The organism is Halosimplex pelagicum (genome assembly GCF_013415905.1).
Classification (GTDB): Archaea; Halobacteriota; Halobacteria; order Halobacteriales; family Haloarculaceae; genus Halosimplex; species Halosimplex pelagicum.
Window position 1 is genome coordinate 390,621 of the sequence record NZ_CP058909.1, and the last position, 17,011, is coordinate 407,631.

At 70.6% G+C, this 17,011-nt stretch carries 13 protein-coding genes and 1 pseudogene; 6 read left to right on the plus strand and 8 right to left on the minus strand.

Features of this window, described 5'->3' with window-relative positions; translation table 11 throughout:
* Positions 1 to 8 precede the first annotated feature (8 nt).
* A pseudogene (locus HZS54_RS26145) lies at positions 9 to 383 on the plus strand (SDR family oxidoreductase); the annotation flags it as partial.
* 19 nt (positions 384 to 402) lie between these two features.
* Positions 403 to 900, plus strand: coding sequence for a Rossmann-fold NAD(P)-binding domain-containing protein (locus HZS54_RS26150; protein ID WP_246391996.1), 498 nt, complete (start codon positions 403 to 405; stop codon positions 898 to 900).
* On the opposite strand, the gene HZS54_RS02050 is transcribed toward HZS54_RS26150, so the two are convergent.
* Positions 872 to 1,426, minus strand: coding sequence for an HTH domain-containing protein (locus HZS54_RS02050; RefSeq protein ID WP_179920312.1), 555 nt, complete (start codon positions 1,424 to 1,426; stop codon positions 872 to 874). The two genes, HZS54_RS26150 and HZS54_RS02050, sit on opposite strands and share 29 nt — an antisense overlap.
* Before the next feature lie 165 nt (positions 1,427 to 1,591).
* On the opposite strand from HZS54_RS02050, the gene HZS54_RS02055 reads away from it, so the two are divergent.
* Positions 1,592 to 2,722, plus strand: a complete 1,131-nt coding sequence (locus HZS54_RS02055; RefSeq protein ID WP_179920313.1) for a lysylphosphatidylglycerol synthase transmembrane domain-containing protein — start codon at positions 1,592 to 1,594, stop codon at positions 2,720 to 2,722.
* A 33-nt stretch (positions 2,723 to 2,755) separates the two neighbouring features.
* On the opposite strand, the gene ppk1 is transcribed toward HZS54_RS02055, so the two are convergent.
* From ppk1 to HZS54_RS02090, 7 genes are all read right to left on the minus strand, one after another.
* Entirely contained in the window at positions 2,756 to 5,377 is a 2,622-nt protein-coding gene (gene ppk1 / locus HZS54_RS02060; protein WP_179920314.1) for a polyphosphate kinase 1, read from the minus strand.
* Positions 5,377 to 6,069 (minus strand): metallophosphoesterase family protein, encoded by a 693-nt coding sequence (locus HZS54_RS02065; protein ID WP_179920315.1) that lies wholly within the window; start codon positions 6,067 to 6,069, stop codon positions 5,377 to 5,379. Before HZS54_RS02065 ends, ppk1 begins: the two co-directional genes overlap by 1 nt.
* 370 nt (positions 6,070 to 6,439) lie before the next feature.
* Complete coding sequence (locus HZS54_RS02070) at positions 6,440 to 8,116, minus strand: ABC transporter ATP-binding protein (protein ID WP_179920316.1); 1,677 nt, start codon at positions 8,114 to 8,116, stop codon at positions 6,440 to 6,442.
* A complete protein-coding gene (locus HZS54_RS02075) occupies positions 8,113 to 9,291 on the minus strand; it encodes an ABC transporter ATP-binding protein (protein WP_179920317.1) in 1,179 nt (392 codons plus the stop codon). The genes HZS54_RS02070 and HZS54_RS02075 overlap by 4 nt, the downstream gene beginning before the upstream one ends.
* A complete protein-coding gene (locus tag HZS54_RS02080; RefSeq protein ID WP_179920318.1) occupies positions 9,288 to 10,748 on the minus strand; it encodes an ABC transporter permease in 1,461 nt (486 codons plus the stop codon). The genes HZS54_RS02075 and HZS54_RS02080 overlap by 4 nt, the downstream gene beginning before the upstream one ends.
* Position 10,749: 1 nt before the next feature.
* Complete coding sequence (locus HZS54_RS02085; protein ID WP_179920319.1) at positions 10,750 to 11,769, minus strand: ABC transporter permease; 1,020 nt, start codon at positions 11,767 to 11,769, stop codon at positions 10,750 to 10,752.
* Between the two features lie 182 nt (positions 11,770 to 11,951).
* Positions 11,952 to 13,922 (minus strand): ABC transporter substrate-binding protein, encoded by a 1,971-nt coding sequence (locus tag HZS54_RS02090; protein ID WP_179920320.1) that lies wholly within the window; start codon positions 13,920 to 13,922, stop codon positions 11,952 to 11,954.
* Between the two features lie 146 nt (positions 13,923 to 14,068).
* On the opposite strand from HZS54_RS02090, the gene HZS54_RS02095 reads away from it, so the two are divergent.
* The 3 genes from HZS54_RS02095 (at position 14,069) to HZS54_RS02105 (ending at position 17,004) form a co-directional block, all read left to right on the plus strand.
* Entirely contained in the window at positions 14,069 to 14,548 is a 480-nt protein-coding gene (locus tag HZS54_RS02095) for a DUF7529 family protein (RefSeq protein ID WP_179920321.1), read from the plus strand.
* Positions 14,545 to 15,597, plus strand: a complete 1,053-nt coding sequence (locus HZS54_RS02100; protein WP_179920322.1) for a metallophosphoesterase family protein — start codon at positions 14,545 to 14,547, stop codon at positions 15,595 to 15,597. The genes HZS54_RS02095 and HZS54_RS02100 overlap by 4 nt, the downstream gene beginning before the upstream one ends.
* Positions 15,598 to 15,759: 162 nt before the next feature.
* On the plus strand, positions 15,760 to 17,004 hold the full coding sequence (locus tag HZS54_RS02105) for a PstS family phosphate ABC transporter substrate-binding protein (protein WP_179920323.1): 1,245 nt from the start codon (positions 15,760 to 15,762) through the stop codon (positions 17,002 to 17,004).
* Positions 17,005 to 17,011 lie beyond the last annotated feature (7 nt).

Sequence of the window (17,011 nt, forward strand, 5' to 3'; positions counted from 1 at the left end):
AGCGAGCGATGACCGACCGGATCCTCGTCACCGGCGCGACCGGGACCGTCGGCCGCCACGTCGTCGCCGAACTCGCCGACCGGGACGCGACGGTCCGCGTCGCATCGCGGTCCCCCGACGCCGCTCGCGAACAGTTCCCCGAGGCCGCCGACCACGTCGCCTTCGACTTCGAGCGGCCGGAGACGTGGGGCGCGGCGCTGGCCGACGCGGACGGCTGCTATCTGATGCGGCCGCCGGCCGCAGGCAGCGAGCGGGTCGGCGAGTTCGCGGCCGCGGCCGACCGCGTCGCCGTCGACCGGGTGGCCTACCTCTCGACGCTCGGCGCCGAGAAGAACCCGCTGATCCCCCACCACCGGATCGAGGAACGGATCGCCGAGACCGACCTCGACTACACCTTCCTTCGTGCAGAACCTCTCGGAGGTCCACGGTCGGGATATCGTCGAGCGCGACCGGATCTTCGTCCCGGCGGGCGACGGCGCGACGAGCTTCGTCGACGCGAGGGACGTGGGGGCCGTGGCGGCGGTCGTCCTGACCGAGAACGGCCACGCGAACCGCGCCTACGACCTCACCGGGCCGGCGGCGCTCACCTACGAGGAGGTGGCGGCCGTCTTCAGCGACGTGCTCGACCGGCCGATCACCTACGCCGACCCGTCGGTGGTCGCGTTCGTCCGGGGGATGCGCTCGCGCGGCGAGCCGCTCCCGTTCGTCCTCTTGATGGTCGGCATCTACACGACCGCGCGACTCGGGCTCGCCGACCGGGTCACCGACGACGTGGCGCGGCTGCTCGGCCGGCCGCCCCGCGACGTGGCGACGTTCGTCGCCGACTACGCCGATGAGTTCCGGCCCGCGGAGGAGGCCGGCCGCGACCGCGTTACGGCGTCCGAGCGGTCGGGACCGTAGCGTCCGCGATCGGCTCGGTCGCGGGGCCGCCGGACGGTCGCCCGACGAGCGCGCTCCCGTCGCCGCGGTCCTCGTCGACGCCGTCGTCCTCGTCGAGCCGGCGCAGCCGGTCGGCGACCGAACAGACGGCCTCGCCGGTGGTGTAGGGGGCGACGTGGACCAGCTCGTCGCCCTCGTACTCGGCGAGGCAGGTGACGGGCAGCCTGAGGGCGGCGTACTCCTCGCCGGTCAGCGACGCGGAGACCTCGCGGGTGTCGAAGAACGGTTCCATCGAGACGCCGCGCTCGTCGGCCCACGCCCGGAAGTCGGCGACCCGGTCGAGGACGCACTTGCCGATCGGCGTCCGCCGGGCCCGAGCGGAGAGTTCGACCTCCGAGCCCCAGACGGTGACCGACGCCTCCTCGACCCGGTCGCCGGCTTCGAGGGCTCTGACCCGGTCGGCGTGGCGGGGCGCGGGCGTCTCCGTCGGCGACAGCGAGCGGACGAACAGTGCGACCGAACGCGCAGGGGAACTTGCGGTGGGCATGGGTGGGCGTCACGCGACGACTCGTCGCCCACCATCTAATAATTTCCTTCGATCGATACATTATTTCACAATAATCTATATAGCCGGGGCGGAGCCGACCCGCGCTCGTGCGCGCTCGTCATTTTTCAGCCTCCGGGTACTATCGGGGCCGACGCGATCCGACCGATGGACGACACCCACGACCGCGAGCGACGGCACGGCTCCGACCGCTCCCGTGAGCGGGACGAGCGGCGCGACCCCGAGGAGGGCCGCGACCGGCGCCGCGAGCGCCGGGAGACCGCCGAGGACGCCGCCGGCGGCATCGACCGTCGCAGCGTCGCGAAGGTCGGCGTCGGGTTCGGCGTCGCCGTCGTGTTGCTGTACCTGTTCGGTCGGGTGATCGGCTGGTCGGAGATCACGAGGACGTTCGCCCGCGCGGACCCGAGATGGCTCGCGCTGGCGATGGCGTCGTCGGCCGCCGGCCTCGCCGTCTGGGCGAAGGTGTGGGACGAGTTGCTCGAACTCGTCGGCGTCGACGTGGCCTACCCGCCGCTGGTGGTCACCTACTTCGCGGCGACGTTCGGCGACTACGTGACGCCGCTGGGGAAGGCCGGCGGCGGCCCGCTGATCGCCTACGTCCTCTCGGCCGACGACCGGATCTCCTACGAGCAGGGGCTTGCGAGCGTCACCTCCGCCGACACCATCAACCTCCTCCCGTACGTCGGGTTCGCGCTCGTCGGGTTCGGCGGGCTCACCCTGGGTGGCGGGCTCCCGCGGCGGGCGAACCTCCTTGCGGGGACGCTCGTCGCCGTCGTCGGCACGGTGGCGGTGACGGGCGCCGTCGTCTGGCGCAAGCGCGACCGCGTCGAGGACACCGTCGTCGGCGTCGTCGAGCGGGTCGGCGACCTGCTCCCGTTCGTCGACTTCGACTCGGTCCGCGAGACGGTCCGGGGGTTCTACGACGAGATCGAGCGCATCGCCGCCGAGCCGCGGACGCTCGCCTACGCGCTCGCCCTGTCGACCGTCGGCTGGGTGCTGTTCGCCCTCCCGCTGTATCTCGCCGGCCTGACCGTGAACGTCGAACTCGGGCTGTTCGTCGTCGCGTTCGTCGTCCCCGCGAGCACGGTCGCGGGGCTGGTGCCGACGCCCGGCGGCCTCGGCGGCGTCGAGTTCGCCCTGGTCGGGTTGCTCGTCGCGCTGACGACGGTCCCGGCGAGCACCGCCGCGGCCATCGCCCTGGTCTATCGGCTGGCGAGTTACTGGCTGGTCGTCGCCGTCGGCGGCCTCGCCGCGCTGTACGAAATCTACGGCGCGTGACGGCGGTCGGGGAGCGAAAGCCGACGAAGGGAGTCAGTCGCGATAGCGCTCGATCGCGCTGGCGGCGCCCTCGGCGGTCTTCCGGTAGACGGTCCCGTCGGGCGTCCGGACGGCGAAGCCGTAGTGGTCGCTGTCGGGGCGGTACCAGGCGTCGGGGTTTTCCGAGAGCGCGGCCGGGAGGTCGCCGTTCGTCGCGACCGTCGGGGCGGCGCCGTCGGTCTCGACGACGGTCGCCGCTCCGTCGGTTTCGGCCTCCGTCTCCGCCGGTTCGCTCGCTTCGCTCACCGAGCCGACGGCGTCGACGAGCAGGTCGGTCTCGTCGAAGGCGTCGGCGGGGATACCGCGGTCGATATCGTCGTCGGTGGCGGCCCGGCGGGTCTGGTCCATGAGGACCGCCTGGGTGCTGATCTCGGGCTCGTCGGGGCCGGGCTGGCGCTGCTCGTAGGTGCCGTCGGCGTTCATCTCCCAGCACTTGCGGTTGTCCCGGCGCATCAGTTCGAGGACGAACCGCAGTTGCTCGCGGATGTCGGGGTCCTCGACGGGCGCGACGGCCTCGACGCGGCTGTCGAGGTTGCGGGTCATCCAGTCGGCCGAGCCGATGTAGTACTCGGGGTGGCCGCCGGGCGCGTCGGCCGGCAGATCCGGGTCGCGGGCGCCGTTCTCGAAGTAGTAGACCCGCGAGTGTTCGAGGAAACGGCCGACGACGCTGTAGACGTCGACGGTCTCGCTGACCCCCTCGATACCGGGGCGGAGCCGGCAGATGTCCCGGACGATCAGGTCGATGTCGACGCCGGCCATCGCGGCCTCGTACAGTTCGGCCACCAGATCCGGGTCCTCCAGGGCGTTGACCTTCGCGACGATGCGGGCCTCGCGGCCGGCGCGGGCGTGGTCGGCCTCCCGGCGGATGCACTCGGTCAGCCGGTCGCGCATCGTGACGGGCGCGATCAGCAGTTTGCGGAACTGCTCGTCCAGCGACGGGCCGGTGAAGAAGTTGAACACCTTCACCAGGTCCTGGCCGATGTCGCGGTCGGCGGTCAGGAGCCCGAGGTCGACGTAGCCCTTGGCGGTCTCGGAGTGGTAGTTGCCGGTGGCGACGTGGCTGTACAGTTCGACGCCGTCGTCCTCCTCGCGGACGACGAGCGCGGTCTTGGTGTGGGTCTTCAGGCCGATGGTGCCGTAGGCGACGTGGATGCCGTTCTCCTCCAGCCGGCGCACCCATTCGAGGTTGTTCTGCTCGTCGAAGCGGGCCTTCAGTTCGACCATCACGGCGACCTGCTTGCCGTTGTCGGCGGCGTCGATGAGCGACTGGATGATCCCCGAGTCGCTGGCGGTCCGGTAGATGGCGGCCTTGATGGCGAGCACGTCCGGGTCGGCGGCGGCCTCGGCGAGGAACCGCTGGACGGTGTCGGTGAACGAATGGTAGGGGTGGTGCAGGAGGATGTCGTCCTCGCGGATGCGGGCGAAGATGTCCGCCTCGTCGCCGGCCTCGCCGAGCGGCGTCCGCTCGCGCTGGAGCCGCGGGTGCGGTTGGGGCGTCCACTCCGGCAACTTCAGCTCCGGCCGGTCGAGGTCGAGCAGGCGGGTGAACTCCCGGTAGTCCAGCGGGCCGGGGCGCTCGAACACCTCCCGCTCGTCGAGGTCGAGCTGGGCGACGATCGTCCGGCGGGCGCGCTCGGACATGCCGGCCTCGACTTCGAGGCGGACGACCGTGGCGAACCGCCGCTGTTCGAGCACCTCCTCGATCATGTCGATGAGGTCCTCGGCGACCTCCTCGTCGCGCCGGACCTCGGCGTTGCGAGTCAACCGAAAGAGGGAGGCCTCGACCACCTCGACGTTCGGGAAGAGGAGATCGAGGTTCGCGCGGATCACGTCCTCGATGAGGACGTAGCGCTCGCCCTCGGCGACCGCGACCAGCCGGGGGAGGTTCTGGGGGATCTTCACGCGGGTGAACGTCGCCCCGTCGCCGTCGGTCTCGCGGGTGATCACCGCGAGCGAGAGGCTCAGGTTCGAGATGAACGGGAACGGGTGGGCGGGGTCGAAGGCCAGCGGCGTCAGCGTCGGCAGGACGGACCGCTCGAAGTACTCGCGTAGCTCGGCGCGCTCGTCGGCCGAGCAGTCGTCGTAGTCGAGGATCCGGATGCCGGCCTCGGCCAGTGCCGGGCGGACGACCGACTCGTAGCAGTCGGTCTGGCGGGCGAACATGGGGCGGGCGGCGTCCAGCACTTCCTCCCACTGCTCGGCGGGCGTGCGACCGTCGACCGTCCGCTCGGTGACGCCCGCCTCGATCTGCTGTTTGAGCCCGCCGACCCGTTTCATGAAGAACTCGTCCATGTTGCGGGTGAAAATCGAGAGGAAGCGCACCCGTTCGAGCAGGGGATTGCGCTCGTCGATGGCCTCGTGGAGGACCCGGCGCTGGTAGGCCAGCTCGCTCAGCTCGCGGTTGAGGTAGAAGTCCGGGTCCGAGCGGTCGAAGCCCGCCTCGCCGTCGACGGCCGCCGCCCCGCCGCTGGCCGCCGGAACGACGACGGTCCCGGTGTCGCCGTCAACGCCGGCGGTCCCGTTCGCTGTCGTCGCTTCGTCGTCCGCGTCGACGGTCGTTCCCTCGTCGGCCGCGCCGCCGTCTGGGTCGTCGGTGTCTGACTCGTCGGCTCGCATCAGTGGACCGTTCGGGGGGAGACGATGCTGTCGTCGCTTCGCTCCTGATAGGTCTCCTCTGGCTCGACGGTGAGGAACTCGCCGGAGCCGAGGTGGTAGGCGGTGAGTTCGCCGCCGTAGACGCAGCCGGTGTCGAGGCCGACGGCGCCCGCGGACTCGTAGGGCTCGGCCAGGACGGTGTGGCCGAAGAACACGCGGGGGCTGTCGGCGTACTCCTCGAACCAGTAGGGGCGGTCGTAGCTGCCGCCGGGGGCGAGCGACCGCATCGTCAGCAGTTCCGCGGGCTCGTGGTCGCCCAGCGACTTGCGCGGGTCGACCCCGCCGTGGACGACCAGGTGGCCGTCCCAGGAGACGGCGTGGGGGAGCGACTCGATGTACGCGCGGTCGGCGCCGGTGAGCCCGGGGACCTCCTTGTCCCCGCGGACGACCTTCGCCTCGTTGTTGCCGCGGACGCTGACGACGTTCTCGCGCTCGCGGACGAACTCGACGACGCCGTGGCTGTCGGGCCCCTTCCGGATCAGGTCGCCGACCACCACGAGGAGGGTGTCGTCGTCGGGGTCGATGCGGTCGACCAGCCGTTCGAACGCCGGGAGACAGCCGTGTACGTCGCCCACGACGTAGATGTCGTCCCACCGGTCGGCCTCGACCCGATGGTGGCTGTCGCGCAGTTCGGCCAGCGCCCGGTCGCCCATCACCGGCGGTCACCCCTGCCGTCGAAACTCATGAGTGAGTGATTCAGACCGACTATATAGGTGGTTTATATTACTGTTACCAGCGGGTACGTAGGTCTCTATAGCCGAATCGAGAGCCGGCGACGCGTCGGCCGGGGAGCTAGAACGGCCGACGGTCGACGGGCGCCGGACGTGGGGGACGCCGCAGTCGACGACCACGAGCGCCGGCGCGCGGGGGTCGAGCGGTCCGAGGGAGCGACGGCCCGCCCGGGGTGCATGCCTGACAGCCCGCAACGCCATCGACGTATCTCGCCCGACGCGAAAAGAAGGTCGCTAAGAACGACACGTGGGCCTACGTAGGTCACCGGAGCGCTCCGGAGACGAACGCCGGTCACCGCTCCCGGTCGGCGACGGTCTCGGCGACCCCGCGGTAGTCGTCCTCGCATCGGAGACACCGGCTCTCGCGGTCGCCGTCGCCGGTCGCGTAGGCGTCGGGCGCCTCGTCGTCGCAGCGCGAGCCGAACGCCTCGCGGAGCCGGTCGGCGGCCGCGCGGTCGTCGCCGCCCTTCGCGAGGGCGACGGCCTCGTCGACGACCGGCGCCACCGCCGGCGGGAGGTCGCCGTCGCCGAACAGGTCGGCGACCGCGTCGTCGATCGCCTCGGCGTCGACGGGGAGGCCGACCAGCGCCCTCGCCCGCTCGACGACGGAGTCCTCCGAGCGGGCGCGGGTCCGGAAGACGACCCGCAGCTCGTCGAGCGCCCGCCAGGTGTCCTCCGGGAGGTCCGGGTCGTCGGGGCGGATCTTCGCCGGGCAGCGCGTGGCGAACGGGCACCCCGACGGCGGGTCGCGCGGGCTCGGGGGCGTCCCGCGCAGGGTCACCCGCTCGCCGTCCCACGGCGAGCCGCTGCCGGGGATCGCCGACAGCAGCGACAGCGTGTAGGGGTGTCGGGGGTCGTCGAACACCGACTCGGTCGGGCCGAGTTCGACCACGTTGCCGAGGTACATCACCGCGACCCGGTCGGCGATGTGGCGGACGACGCTCAGGTCGTGGGCGATAAAGAGGTACGTCAACCCCAGGTCGTCCTGGATCTCCTCCAGCAGGTTGATGATCCGGGCCTGGACGCTCACGTCCAGCGCGCTCACGGGCTCGTCGAGGACGAGAAAGTCCGGTTCGAGCGCGAGCGCGCGGGCGATGCCGACCCGCTGGCGCTGGCCGCCGGAGAACTGGTGGGGGTACCGCCGGACGTGCTCCTCGCTGAGCCCGACGCGGGCGAGCAGCTCCTCGGCGCGGTCGCGGCGCAGCTCGGCGACGGACTTCTCGACGCGCACCGACACCGTCGGGCGCTCGCCGCGGTCGACCGACACGGTCACGTCGTCGGCCGTCAGCGGGAGCCGCTCGCGGACCGACACCTCGGGGGTCCCGCGACCGAGGGAGACAGTCAGGTCCGGCCCGTCCTCGGGGTCGCCGGTGACGGTCTGCGCGTCGGCCGTCCCGGTCGAACTCCCAGCGTCCGCCGTCGCGCCGACGCCGCGCTCGACGCGCCCGCCGACGACCGGGCCCGAGCCCGAGACCGTCGCCTCTGGGACGCCCTCGACGGCGACCGAGAGCCGCGGCCAGCCCTGGGCCTCCAGCGGTTCGCGGACGATCTGACCGACGGTCTGGCGGTCGTTGAGGCTCTCGTCGGGGTCCTGGAACACCATGCCGACGCGGCGCTGCCAGTCGGCGTCGCCGCCGTCGGTCACGTCGCGGCCCTCGACTTCGACGGTCCCGCCCGTCGCGTCCTCCAGGCCGACGAGCGTGCGGCCGAACGTCGTCTTGCCGCAGCCGGACTCGCCGACGAGGCCGAGCGTCTCCCCCTCGAACAGGTCGAGGGAGACGCCGTCGACCGCCTTGACCGGCGGCGAGCGCGAGAGCACGGTTCGCTCGTCGTAGTAAGTCCGCAGGTCCCGCACCGACACCAGCGGGTCGCCCCGGGCGGCCGCCGGGTGGTTACGGGTCGCGACCGCGTCGCGGTCGTCGCCCGTCCCGTCGCGGCCGGCCGCCGCGCTCGTCGCGGGGTCGCTCATAGCTCGCCACCCCCGTCGTCGAGGTCCTCGATGCCGCCGGTCCCGCCCTGTCCGCTCGCGTCACCGGTCACGCCGGCCTCGGGGGGCGCGCCGCCGCCGTGGTCGACCGCGCCGTAGTTCGTGTTCTCGGCCGCCGCGGCGACCGAGCGCTCGTCGAGACCACCGCCGTCCGGCCCGTCGCCGAGCCCCATCTCGTTCGGGTAGTTGTCGTCGTGGAGCAGGCAGGCGGCGCTCCGGTCGGCACCCCCCTCGCTCACGTCCTGATGTTCGGGGTGGACCTCGACGCAGGCGCCGAAGGCGTCGGGACACCGGGGGGCGAACCGACAGACCGTGGCCGGCCCGGTCGGCGTCGGCACCTCCCCCTCGATCGTCGGCAGCGTCTCGTCCGGCGGCGTCCGCCCGGGGATCGACCGCAGCAGCGCCCGCGTGTAGGGGTGCTGGGGCGCCTCGAACAGCGCGTCGGTCGGCGCGCGCTCGACCACCTCGCCGGCGTAGATGACGTTCACCCGGTCGGTGGCGTCCTCGATGACGCCCATGTCGTGGGTGATGAATAGGATCGCGAGATCCTCCTCGCGCTGCAGCTCGGCGAGCAAATCGAGGATCTGCGCCTGGATCGTCACGTCGAGGGCGGTCGTCGGCTCGTCGCAGACCAACAGATCGGGGTCGCAGGCCAGGGCCATCGCGATGACCGCCCGCTGTTGCATGCCGCCCGAGAGCTGGTGGGGGTACTCCCCGACCCGGGTCGCCGCGTCGGGGATGCCCACGTCTTCGAGGAGTTCGACCGCCCGGTCGCGGGCCTCGCGCCCGCGGAGGTCCTGGTGGATCTTCAGTGCCTCGCGGATCTGGTTGCCGACGGTGTAGACGGGGTTCAGAGCGCTGCCGGGGTCCTGGAACACGATGGCGATGTCGCCGCGGTGGCGGTCCCAGCTGTCCTCGGTGAGGTCCTCGCCGCGGAAGCGGATCGACCCCTCCTCGATGGCGCCGGGGCTGTCGACCAGCCCGAGGATCGAGCGGGCGGTGACGGACTTGCCCGAGCCGGACTCGCCGACCAGCCCGACGGTCTCGCCGGCGCGGACCTCGAAGGAGACGCCGTCGACGGCGTGGATCTCCTCGCGGTCGGTGTGGAACACCGTGCGGAGGTCCTCGACGGCCAGCAGCGGTTCGGCGTCGCTCACGCGCCACCACCCCGCCCGGCCGCGGCGCCGCCCGCGCTGTCGGACTGGGGGTCGATGGCGTCGCGGACCCCGTCGCCCAGCGCGTTGAACCCGGTGACTACGACCGTGATCAGAATGCCGGGGATGAGCGAGATGTGCCACGAACCCGTGGTCACGTAGTCCTGCCCGAGGTTGATCGCCCGGCCCCACTCGGGCGTGGGCGGGGAGACGCCCAGCCCCAGGAAGGAGAGGCCGGCGATGGCGATGATCGCGCCGCCGAGCGTCATCGACCCGTAGATCAGCAGGTAGCCGGTGATGTAGGGGAGCATGTGCCGCCGCATGATCACCCGCGGTTTCTGCCCGAAGCTACGGGCGGCGTCGACCCACTGGCGCTGGGCGACCTGCAGCGCGGGGCCGCGCACCGACCGCCACATGTAGGTCCAGCCGGTGCCGGCGAAGATGAGCGCGAGGACGAACGCGCCGCTGTATATCCCGCCGATCCACGTGTCCGCGAGGACGGTCGTGAGCATGATCAGCAGCAGTAGTTGCGGCATCGCCATCACCGCGTCCGAGAGCAACACCATCCCCAGGTCGACCCGCCCGCGGTAGTAGGCGGCGACCAGCGCGAGCGAGGCGGCCAGCAGCGCGCTCAGCCCGACCGAGAGCACGCCGATGATCAGCGAGATGCGCGACCCGGTGGCGATGAAGGTGAACAGATCCCGTCCCGTGGGGAGCGTCCCGAACGGGTGATAGCGGTTGTAGTCGTCGTACGTAAAGGGCATCACCCGGGAGTTGGTGCCGGTCGATTGGGATTCGAGATTCGCCTGGCCGACCAGCGTCGTCTGGACCTCGCCCACGTCGCTGTTCCAGTAGCTGATCTCGTGGGAGTAGGACTCGCGCATGTTCTGTTCGACCGTCGTCGGGCCGAGCGCGGGGGCGAAGACGGCCATGACGACGAACATGAACACGACGAGGAGTCCGAACTTCCCCCAGGTGTGCGAGCGGAAGCGGTCGACCACGTCGTCCCGGGGGCTCCAGTCGGTCGGGCGGATCTCCCGGCGGTAGAGCCGGTAGCCCAGGATCGCCCAGCCGGCGCAGGCGACGGCGTAGCCGTAGACCAGCGCCACCCGCACCGCCCAGGCGAGCGCGGGCTCCAGCCCGAGGAAGGTGTCGACCCATCGCCCCCCGTTCCAGTACCCCTCGTTGGGGATCGTCTCCCGCGAGAGCAGCGTCGGCACCTCGCGGGCGACCGACTGGGCGGCGTTGGCCCACTCGACCAGCGTCGCGACGACCGGCTGGGCCGGGCCCAGCGGCGGGACGAACGCGAACAGGTCGGCGACCATACCGGTGACGAACGTCGCGAGCGCGCCGGCCTCCAGCGCGAACAGCGCGACGCCGGCGACGGCCCAGACGAGCGTCGGCGACTCCGTCGGGAGGGCGGTCGAAGCGCGTTCGCGGTCGGCGGTCGTGCCCGCCATCTCAGGCGCCCTCCAGCCCGACCCGGGGGTCGATGATCGTGTACAACAGATCCTGAACCAGGTTGATGCCGACGATGATGAGGATGAAGACGTACATGAGTGTGCCGACCAGCGGCAGGTCGCCCTGGATGGCCGCCCGGAAGAACAGCCAGCCGATGCCGTTGATGCCGAAGACGGTCTCGACGAGGACCGACCCGCCGATCAGCAGGAAGGCCTCGCTGGTGATGATCGGCACCAGCGGCACCAGCGCGTTGCGCAGGACGTGTTTCCAGACGAGGGCGCGGTCGGAGACGCCCTTCGCCTTCGCCATGTCGACGAAGTCCTCGTTGCGCACTTCGAGGACGGCCGTTCGCCCGATCCGCATCTCGTTGCCCATCGACGCCGACCCGAGCACCAGCGCCGCCGGGAGCACCTTCTTCGTCGCCGCGAGGAAGCCGTCGACGGTCCCGATGCGGGACATGTCCGGGCTCCCCGAGATGGCGTCGATAGGGACGATCAGTTCCTGCCAGCTGACCCCGATCATGCCCTGGAGGCTGCCCAGAAACGCCAGCAGCATGATCGCGAGCCAGAAGTTCGGCATGGCGCGCCAGACGATACCGCCGAACGACGCGAGGTAGTCGGCGGCCGTGTTCGAGCGCATCCCCGCGTAGAAGCCCAGCGGGACCCCGATCAGGACGGCGATGAGCACCGACCAGAAGCCCAGCCACAGCGTCCGCGGCAGGAAGTCGAGGATCAGCGCGTTGACCGACGACCCCTGGTAGAGCAGGAACGTCTGGCCCAGGTCGAAGGTGATCAGGTCGACCATGTAGTCGAGGTAGTGCTGGAGCGGCGGCTGGTTGAGGCCGAGCTGCTCCTGGGCGGCCCGGTAGGCCGCCGGATTTCTGGTCTGGCCCTGACTGAGGAGTCTGGTCGCGGGGTCGATGGGGCCCATGAAGATGATGAACCACGTCATCGTCGTGCCGAGCCAGACGACCGGGACCGCGAGCAGGAGCCGCTTGAGGACGTACGTCAGCCTGCTCACCCGTGGTCACCCCCGCGGGTCGTCCGCCGTCGTCGCTGTTCACGGTGGCTGCGCCCCGAACCCGTCGCGCGCTGTCGCAGATACATGTGAGATGTCGATGTCGATCGCGTGGAAGTCGCCGTCCGCCGACCGCGTCGGATCGGCTTTTCCGAGACCGGGCCGGGAGGCCCGGCCGAACCGCGTCACTCGTCGAGCGTGACCTGGTCGAACGTCTGGTTCTCCATGACGCCGTACATCTCGACGTCGACGGAGTCGTGCCACAGGCGCTGGCTGATGGGGTGCAGGAAGGGGAGTTCCTGCATGGACGCCCAGTTTATCTCCTCGACGGTCTGGAACGCCTCGTTGTGGTCTTCCTCGGTCGTCCCCTCGGCGGCGTAGTTCTCGTCCCAGGCCTCGCGGGCGATGTCGCGGTACTCCTCGGTGTAGTAGCTGTCCTCGGCGCCCCAGCGGGTGAACTGCGTGCTGGGGTTACTGCCGTGGAGGAACCGCAGGAAGTTCTGCGGGCCGGGGTACTCCATCCCGTCGCCGAGGCCGAACACCTCCATCGACCCGTTGATGGCGTTGCTGATGATCGTCCCGAAGTTCGCCTCGGTGATCTCCATGTCGATGTACGCGGAGTTGAGCTTCGGCTGGAGGCGGTTGAACACCTGGCGGTAGCCGCTGTCGCCGGAGATGGTCGTCGCCGTGATCGAGAAGCGGTTGTCGGGTCCGTAGCCCGCCTCCTCCATGACCGAACGGGCCTCGTCGAGGAGCGTCTCGCCGTAGCCGTAGGGGTAACCGTCCGCGCCGAACTCCGTGTTGGAGTTGGCCCCGCTCTCGGCGTGAGCGTCGTAGGCGGCCTCGCCGGACTGGCCGTCCTCGAACGTGGGGTACGGCGCCGGCGGGGTGATGTGATACGCCGGCTTGCCGGTGCCCTTGTAGACGTCCTCGGCGATGCCGTGCTGGTTCATCGCGTAGGCGAACGCCCGCCGGACCGCAAGCGGCACCTCGAGCGTGTTGAACACGAGGTACTCGGTCGTCAGCGCGGGGATCTCTCCGTAGTTGACCGTCGTCCCGTTCCCGAAGGAGTACGTGCCGACCGAGCGGTTGCCCATCGACTCCTCGATGGAGACGTTCTCGGGGTTGAACGACGCCGTCGGGATCCCATCGAGGATGTGCGCGCTCCCGTTGCGGAAGCGGTTGAGCCGCGTCTGGCCGTCCGAGACGACGGTGTAGGTGATCCCGTCGAGCTCGGGCCCCTCGCCGTAGTAGTCGTCGAACGCCGACAGCTGGATCTGGCTGCCCTTCGTCCAGGAGTCGACCTGGAAGGGGCCCAGCGCGGAGAAAGTGGGCCCGTCGCCCTCGGTGCTGAAGAACTCGTTGTAGCTGTACTCGCCGTCGTAGCTCTCGACGTCGCCGACCGAGTTCGCCGGGAGGACCGCGAACGCGCCGCCGGATATCTGGAAGAGGGTGTACTGGAACGGCGAGGCGAGCGTCATCTCGAAGGTGTAGTCGTCGACCGCCTCGACCGCCAGCGACCCGGGGACGATGTCGTCGGCCGTCGCCTCGTCGCCGGGCGTCGTCCGGCCGGCGTCCCGTTCGTGCTGGATGCGCATCGTCTCGCCGATGATGTCGTCCTGGTTGCGCGAGTTCTCCGACTCGGCGAGTCGGCGGAACGAGTACACCACGTCCTCGGCGGTCAGCTCCGTGCCGTCGTGGAAGGTCACGCCCTGCTTGAGATCGAACGTGTACGTCAGGCCGTCCTCCGAGAGCTCGTAGCCCTCGACCAGCGCCGGCTCGGGCGGATACTGCCCGTCGGGGAAGTTCATCAGCGACTTGTTGTACTGGTTGTACCCCGCGCCCGAGCCCTTGGCGTTGATCGGGTCCAGCGTCTGGACGTTCCCGGTCGCCATCATGTTGAGAACGCCTCCGGCCGACCCGCCCGACGTATCCTCGGTGTCGTCGTCCGACCCCTCGCCGTCGGAACCGTCCGAACCATCGCCGCCGGCGGAGCCGTCCGACTCGTCGGAGCCGTCACCCGAACCGTCGCCGTTCGAACCGTCACCCGAACCGTCGGTCGGCGCCGACGTGTCGCTTCCACAACCGGCCAGCAGGGACGCGGCACCCGCGCCCGCCGCAGTGAGGAACCGACGCCGAGTCTGTTTCTTTGGCATCGGATGGACTGTCCGATTAATCAATTAAATAGGTTTTGACTCGGAGTACGTTTAGATATTGGGCAGAATTATAGGTATACACATCAATATAGTCTATTTATCTACTAATTCGTAACAACCATGACCCGGCGGACGGAGGTACGGGTATGTCGGTCGATACGGGCGAGACATCCCCCTGGGGCCGGACGGTGCGGGAAGCAAACGAGATGGCGGACGAGCTGCGGACGGACGGCTGGGAGGTCGTCGTCGTCCGCGCGGGCCACGTCGCGCCGCTGCCGCCCGATGCGGACGAGGCCGACCGCGCCGGGCTGGTGTATCTCGCCCCGGACGGCGTGGCCGAGTCGCTGTCGGCGGCCGCCGAGCGCGGCGCGTTCGACCGCTCGGCGGCGTTCCGGCGCCGGGTCGGCACGGATCTCTTCCTCGTGACGCGGGTGAGCGACCCCGAGCGCCGGCTGGCCGTCCTGCTGGTCGGCGCGGTCGACCTGAACCGGCCCGCGGCGGCCGACCTCGCCGCCGCGGCTCACGAGCGCGGACGCCTGCGCTCGCACGTCGAACTCATCGACGGGACGCACCTCGCCACGTTCGGCCACGACCACCCCGAGGACTTCCTCCCGGAGGACCCGTGAGCCGACCGACCGGCCCCGGGGGGTCCGGGACGGTACTGGCGCGGCTCGCGCGGCCGGCCGGCGAGCCGACGCGGGTCGCGGTCGTCGCCGACCCGCACGTCGCGACCCGGGCCGAGGGCACCTCGAAACTGTTCGAGCGGACCCGCGCGCACTTCGAGGCCGCCCTCGCGGACGTCGCCGACCGAGACGTGGACGCGGTGCTGTCGCCGGGGGACCTGACCAAGGACGGCGAGCCCTGGAACTACGAAGCGGTCGACGAGGCGCTGGCCGACCTCGACGCCCCCTTCCACGCCGTGCCCGGCAACCACGACGTGCCCAAGGACGGCGACGACCACGAGACGCCCGGACTCGGACGGTTCGTCGAGCGCTACACGCCGAGCGACCCGGTCGTTCGGGGCCCGGACGGCCTCTCCTACCGGGTCGGAGTGGGCGACCTCGACGTGATCGGACTCAACAGCGCGGGGACGGCCGAGCGGCTGACCGACAGCCACGAGGGCCACGTCGGCGCCGACCAGCGGGCGTGGCTGGCCGACCAGATCGCCCGGGCGGAGACGGCCGTGGTGCTCGTCCACCACAACCTCCCCGCGGTGACCGCTCAACTGGACGCCCACCGCGCGGCCGTCGAGTCCGACCTGGCGGAGGTCCCGGCCATGCGCGACCCCGAGCCGCTCGTCGAGACGCTCGCCGCCGGAGACGTGTCGCTCGTCCTCAGCGGCCACTACCACCTCCCGACGACGGCGGTTTCGGGCGGCTCGGCGGACGGCGGCGCCGACGGCGTCCCCGCGAGCGGAGCGAACGGAGGCTCGTCGGAGCGCCGCTCCGGCGGCGTCCGCGAGGTCGCGGCGCCGACGACCTGTTCGTTCCCGCAGTCGTACCTCCTCTGCGACGTGACTCCCGAGGGGACGACCGTCAGGCTGGTGCCGGTCGCCGACAGCGTCGGGCTCGAAACCGCCCACGCGCGCCGGGCGGCCGACTCGGCGACCGCGCGCGGCCTGACCGGGATCGCCGCCGCCCGCCTCGCGGCGGCCCCGCTGGTCGACGAGCGCTGAGGTCGCCGCCGTCTCGCGACCGACGCCAGACTATATACCGGTACGTACCGATCCTTGCAAACTGTTCGCACACCCATCCGACAGTACCGCTCAGAGGGGTCTCGTACCGGGTGGTACCCCTATTATAAACCCGTTTAGTAAGGTCCCGGCACTGTTCAGGTGATGACGCGAGATTCGGAGCGTCCGGCGGACAGGGTATCGCGGCGCAAGTTTCTGCTGACATCCGGCGCCATCGGTGCGGCCGGCCTCGCGGGCTGTTCGGGCGGCGGCGACGAGGAGACGGACACGCCGGAGCCGGAGAACGACGATGGCGGTTCCTCGGACGGCTCGGACGGGTCGGACGGCTCCTCGGACGGGTCGGACGGCTCCTCGAGCGACGAGGAGACGAGCGGCGACTCCTCCAGCGGCGGGTCGAACGAACCGTCGCTGCTGACCGGCGAGGGCTCCTCGACGGTCTACCCCATCGCGAACAAGGGCGCCTCCTACTGGAACGGGAACGCCCCGCCGAGCGACGGCGAGTACTGGGGGGCCAACGACTCGGGCTCGGTCCCCGGCTGGTCGGAGATCGAGACGGACCAGCACCTCGCGGACTACTTCGCGAGCCAGTACGGCTTCGAGGCGACCGGCGAACGCTCGAACCCGCCCTACCGCGCGACCATCGGCCTGAGCCACTCCGGGACCGGCTGTGAAGCGGTCACGAACGGCCTCGTCGACATCGGCAACTCCTCGGGCCCGATCACGGCCGAGCTCGACTGGAGCGAGGAGAAGCGCGACGAGGAGGTCGTCGACCACGTCCTCGGCCGCGACGGCCAGCCGATCGTCGTGAGCCAGGACATCTACGACGCCGGGATCGACCAGCTCACCGCCGAGCAGATCCGCAAGATCTACCAGGACGAGATCACCAACTGGTCGGAGATCGGCGGCCCGGACCAGGAGATCTTCTGCATCGGCCGCGCGGTCGGCTCGGGCACGGACACCTCCTTCCGCCTGAACATGCTCGGCGACGCCGAGGCCGAGATGCCCGGCGTCGACACTCGCCAGGGCCAGAACCAGGGCGTCGCCCAGCTCGTCCGCCAGAACGAGGGCGCCATCGCGTACATGGCGCTGGCGTTCACCGGCGAGGCCGTCCGCCCCATCGCGCTGGAGTTCGACGGCACGGTCTACGAGACCAGCCGGGACGCCGAGAACACCATCTTCGACAGCGAGTACCCGCTCAACCGTGACCTGCACATGTACACGCAGATCACCGAGGACACGCCCAGCGGCACGGACAACCGCGAGGGCGCGTTCATGCGGATGTTCCTGACGACCTTCGGCCAGAAGGTGTTCGTCGAGGACAACAACTACATCCCGCTGCCGACCGCCGACCTCGAGGCCGAGATGGAGAAGCTCCCCGACACCGCCTGAGCCGAGC

What these genes read in the sequence shown, in the direction of transcription:
- HZS54_RS02050 (WP_179920312.1), bottom strand. Translation starts at nt 1,426, where the DNA reads ATGCCCACCGCAAGTTCCCCTGCGCGTTCGGTCGCACTGTTCGTCCGC.
- HZS54_RS02070 (WP_179920316.1), bottom strand. Translation starts at nt 8,116, where the DNA reads ATGAGCGACCCCGCGACGAGCGCGGCGGCCGGCCGCGACGGGACGGGC.
- ppk1 (WP_179920314.1), bottom strand. Translation starts at nt 5,377, where the DNA reads ATGCGAGCCGACGAGTCAGACACCGACGACCCAGACGGCGGCGCGGCC.
- HZS54_RS02095 (WP_179920321.1), top strand. Translation starts at nt 14,069, where the DNA reads ATGTCGGTCGATACGGGCGAGACATCCCCCTGGGGCCGGACGGTGCGG.
- HZS54_RS02055 (WP_179920313.1), top strand. Translation starts at nt 1,592, where the DNA reads ATGGACGACACCCACGACCGCGAGCGACGGCACGGCTCCGACCGCTCC.
- HZS54_RS02065 (WP_179920315.1), bottom strand. Translation starts at nt 6,069, where the DNA reads ATGGGCGACCGGGCGCTGGCCGAACTGCGCGACAGCCACCATCGGGTC.
- HZS54_RS02080 (WP_179920318.1), bottom strand. Translation starts at nt 10,748, where the DNA reads ATGGCGGGCACGACCGCCGACCGCGAACGCGCTTCGACCGCCCTCCCG.
- HZS54_RS02105 (WP_179920323.1), top strand. Translation starts at nt 15,760, where the DNA reads ATGACGCGAGATTCGGAGCGTCCGGCGGACAGGGTATCGCGGCGCAAG.
- HZS54_RS02090 (WP_179920320.1), bottom strand. Translation starts at nt 13,922, where the DNA reads ATGCCAAAGAAACAGACTCGGCGTCGGTTCCTCACTGCGGCGGGCGCG.